This is a genomic window from Streptomyces sp. NPDC056948 (assembly GCF_042674225.1).
Classification (GTDB): domain Bacteria; phylum Actinomycetota; class Actinomycetes; order Streptomycetales; family Streptomycetaceae; genus Streptomyces; species Streptomyces purpurascens.
Window position 1 is genome coordinate 1 of the sequence record NZ_JBHUQX010000624.1, and the last position, 3,883, is coordinate 3,883.

The 3,883-nt window shown below is 69.7% G+C and carries 2 protein-coding genes; both read left to right on the plus strand.

The window, feature by feature from the left end; translation table 11 throughout:
* The coding region (locus ACFTZL_RS42390; protein WP_382595203.1) for a LuxR C-terminal-related transcriptional regulator at nucleotides 1-556 on the plus strand (556 nt) is incomplete at its 5' end.
* 159 nt (nucleotides 557-715) lie between these two features.
* A complete protein-coding gene (locus tag ACFTZL_RS42395; protein WP_382595206.1) occupies nucleotides 716-3,841 on the plus strand; it encodes an efflux RND transporter permease subunit in 3,126 nt (1,041 codons plus the stop codon).
* Nucleotides 3,842-3,883 lie beyond the last annotated feature (42 nt).

The window sequence follows — 3,883 nt, forward strand, 5'->3', positions numbered from 1 at the left end:
GACGAAGGAGCAGCACGCCGACGTCGTCCTCATGGACATCCGGATGCCCGGCACCGACGGTCTCGCCGCGACCCGCATGATCAGCGCCGACCCCGAACTCGCCGACGTCCGCGTGGTCATCCTGACGACGTTCGAGGTCGACGACTACGTCGTGCAGTCGCTGCGCGCCGGCGCCTCCGGCTTCCTCGGCAAGGGCTCCGAGCCCGAGGAACTGCTGACCGCCATCCGGACGGCGGCCGGCGGCCAGGCCCTGCTGTCCCCGGCGGCCACCACGGGCCTCATCGCCCGCTTCCTCGCCCAGGACCCGGCCGACGACGGCGAGCGTGACCCGGCCCGGGCCGAGCGGCTCGACTCGCTCACCGGGCGGGAGCGCGAAGTGCTCGTCCAGGTCGCCGGCGGGCACTCCAACGACGAGATCGCCGAGCGTCTGGAGGTCAGCCCGCTGACGGTGAAGACGCACGTCAACCGGGCCATGGCCAAGCTGGGCGCCCGGGACCGGGCCCAGCTCGTCGTCACCGCCTACGAGTCCGGTCTGGTCCGTCCAAGGGTGGAGTGAGCTCGACCCGGGTGTACTGCGGCCGGAGTATGCGCCGCATAAGGAAATGGACCTGGGGCCTACGAAACCCGGGTCCCCCATGGCTCAGGGTGTTAGGGCGGGTGCTCATCTGCGCGCTCGCTGCCGCTTCTGCCGCTAACAGAAGAGAGACCCTCACCCATGTCCTGGCTGTCGAAATTCAGCCTCGCGCAACGGGCCCTGATAGGGCTGATGTCGATCATCGCGCTCGTCTTCGGGGCGATCGCGATACCCCAGCTCAAGCAGCAGCTGCTGCCCACCATCGAACTGCCCATGGTGTCCGTGCTGGCGCCGTATCAGGGCGCGTCACCGGACGTGGTCGAGAAGCAGGTCGTCGAACCCATCGAGGACAACCTCGAATCCGTCGACGGCATCAGCGGCGTCACCTCCACCGCCAGCGAGGGCAACGCCGTGATCATGGCGTCCTTCGACTACGGCAACGACACCAAGCAGCTCGTCGCCGACGTCCAGCAGGCCGTCAACCGGGCCCGCGTCCAGCTCCCGGACGACGTCGACCCGCAGATCGTCGCCGGTTCCACGGACGACATGCCGACCGTCGTCCTCGCCGTCAGCTCCGGCCGGGACCAGCAGGCCCTGGCCGACCAGCTCGACAAGACCGTCGTGCCGGACCTCAAGAGCATCGACGGCGTCGGCCAGGTCACCGTCGACGGTGTGCGGGACCTCCAGGTCGCCGTCACCCCCGACAACGCGAAGCTCGCGAAGGCGGGCCTCACCCCGCAGTCCCTGATGCAGGCGCTCCAGGCGGGCGGCGCCACCGTCCCGGCCGGCTCCTTCGACGAGGACGGCGCCAACCGCACGGTCCAGGTCGGCGGCGGCTTCACCTCGCTGAAGCAGATCCAGGACCTGATGGTCACGGGCGAGCCCGGCAAGGGCGAGCCGGTGCGCCTCGGCGATGTCGCCACGGTGAAGCAGCAGGAGGCCCCGGCCGACTCCATCACCCGCACGGACGGCAAGCCCAGCCTCTCCGTCGCCGTCACCATGGACCGCGACGGCAGCGCGGTCGCGATCTCCGAGGCCGTCCAGGACAAGCTCCCCGACCTCCGCAAGGACCTCGGCTCCGGCGCCGACCTCACGGTCGTCAGCGATCAGGGCCCGGCGGTGTCGAAGTCCATCAAGGGCCTGACCACCGAGGGTGCGCTCGGTCTGCTCTTCGCGGTCCTGGTGATCCTGGTCTTCCTGGCCTCGATCCGCTCCACCCTCGTGACGGCGGTGTCCATCCCGCTGTCCGTGGTCCTCGCCCTGATCGTGCTGTGGACGCGCGACCTGTCGCTGAACGTCCTGACGCTGGGCGCGCTGACGATCGCCATCGGACGGGTCGTCGACGACTCGATCGTGGTCCTGGAGAACATCAAGCGGCACCTCGGCTACGGCGAGGAGCGCCACTCGGCGATCCTCCAGGCCGTCCGTGAGGTCGCGGGCGCGGTGACGTCCTCGACGCTCACCACGGTCGCGGTGTTCCTGCCGATCGGTCTGGTCGGCGGCATGGTGGGCGAGCTGTTCGGCTCGTTCAGCCTGACGGTGACCGCCGCGCTGCTGGCGTCCCTGCTCGTCTCCCTGACGGTCGTACCGGTCCTGTCGTACTGGTTCCTGCGTCCCCCGAAGGGCACCCCCGAGGACGCGGACGAGGCGCGCCGGATCGCGGAGGAGAAGGAGGCCAAGAGCCGCCTCCAGCGCATCTACGTCCCGGTCCTGCGCTTCGCGACCCGCCGCCGCCTCACCAGCGTGGCCCTCGCGATCGTCGTCCTCGTCGGCACGTTCGGCATGGCGCCCCTGCTGAAGACGAACTTCTTCGACCAGGGCGAGCAGGAAGTCCTCAGCGTCAAGCAGGAGCTGAAGCCCGGCACCAGCCTGGCGGCGACCGACGCCCAGGCGAAGAAGGTCGAGAAGCTGCTCGCCGACACCAAGGGCGTGAAGGACTACCAGGTCACCATCGGTTCGTCCGGCTTCATGGCCGCCTTCGGCGGTGGCACGGACTCCAACCAGGCCTCGTACCAGGTGATGCTGGACGACTCGGTGCCGTTCGAGGATGTCCAGGACGACGTCGAGAAGGGCCTGGCCGGTCTCAAGGGCATCGGCACGACCACCATCGCCGCCGGTGACGGCTTCGGCAGCCAGGACCTCAGCGTCGTGGTGAAGGCCGCCGACGCCGAGGTCCTGCGTACGGCGTCCGAGCAGGTCCGCAAGACGGTCGCCGAGCTCGACGACGTCACGGACGTCACCAGCGACCTGGCGCAGAGCGTGCCGCGCATCTCGGTGAAGGCCAACGACAAGGCGGCCGCGGCCGGCTTCAACGACCAGACCCTGGGCGCCGCCGTCGCGCAGGCGATCCGCGGCACCAACGCGGCCAAGGCGACCCTGGACGACAGCGAGCGCGACATCGTCATCCGTTCGGCCGAGCCCGCGCGGACGCTGAAGCAGCTTCAGGACCTGCGCCTGGGCGCGGCGAAGCTCGGCGACATCGCGACGGTGAAGCAGATCGACGGTCCGGTGTCCATGACCCGGATCGACGGCCAGCGCGCGGCGACCATCTCCGCGAAGCCGACCGGCGACAACACGGGCGCGGTGAGCACCAAGCTCCAGTCCGAGATCAGCGCGCTGAAGCTCCCGGAGGGCGCCACGGCGTCGATCGGCGGTGTCTCCGAGGACCAGGACGAGGCGTTCCTCAACCTGGGCCTGGCGATGCTGGCGGCCATCGCGATCGTCTTCATGCTGCTGGTCGGCACCTTCAAGTCCCTGGTCCAGCCGCTGATCCTGCTCGTCTCCATCCCGTTCGCGGCCACGGGCGCCATCGGCCTCCTGCTGGTGACCGGCACGCCGATGGGTGTCCCCGCGATGATCGGCATGCTGATGCTGATCGGCATCGTGGTGACGAACGCGATCGTGCTGATCGACCTGATCAACCAGTACCGCAAGCAGGGCTACGGCGTCGTCGAGGCAGTGATCGAGGGCGGCCGGCACCGACTGCGCCCGATCCTCATGACCGCCCTGGCGACGATCTTCGCCCTGCTCCCGATGGCCCTCGGCATCACGGGCGAGGGCGGCTTCATCGCCCAGCCGCTGGCCGTGGTCGTGATCGGCGGCCTGGTGACGTCGACTCTGCTCACCCTCCTTCTGGTCCCGACGCTGTACGCGATGTTCGAGCTCCGCAAGGAGCGCCGGGCGAAGAAGCGCGCGGCGAAGAAGGGCCTCCCGGCCCAGCGCACGGAGGCGTCCGAGGAGCCGGAGCCGGAGCCGGCGCAGGTCTGATCCGCGTACGACCACCCTCGTACGGCACAGGAGGCCCCACCC

Coding starts and splice junctions, on each gene's coding strand:
- ACFTZL_RS42395 (WP_382595206.1), top strand. CDS start 716: ATGTCCTGGCTGTCGAAATTCAGCCTCGCGCAACGGGCCCTGATAGGG.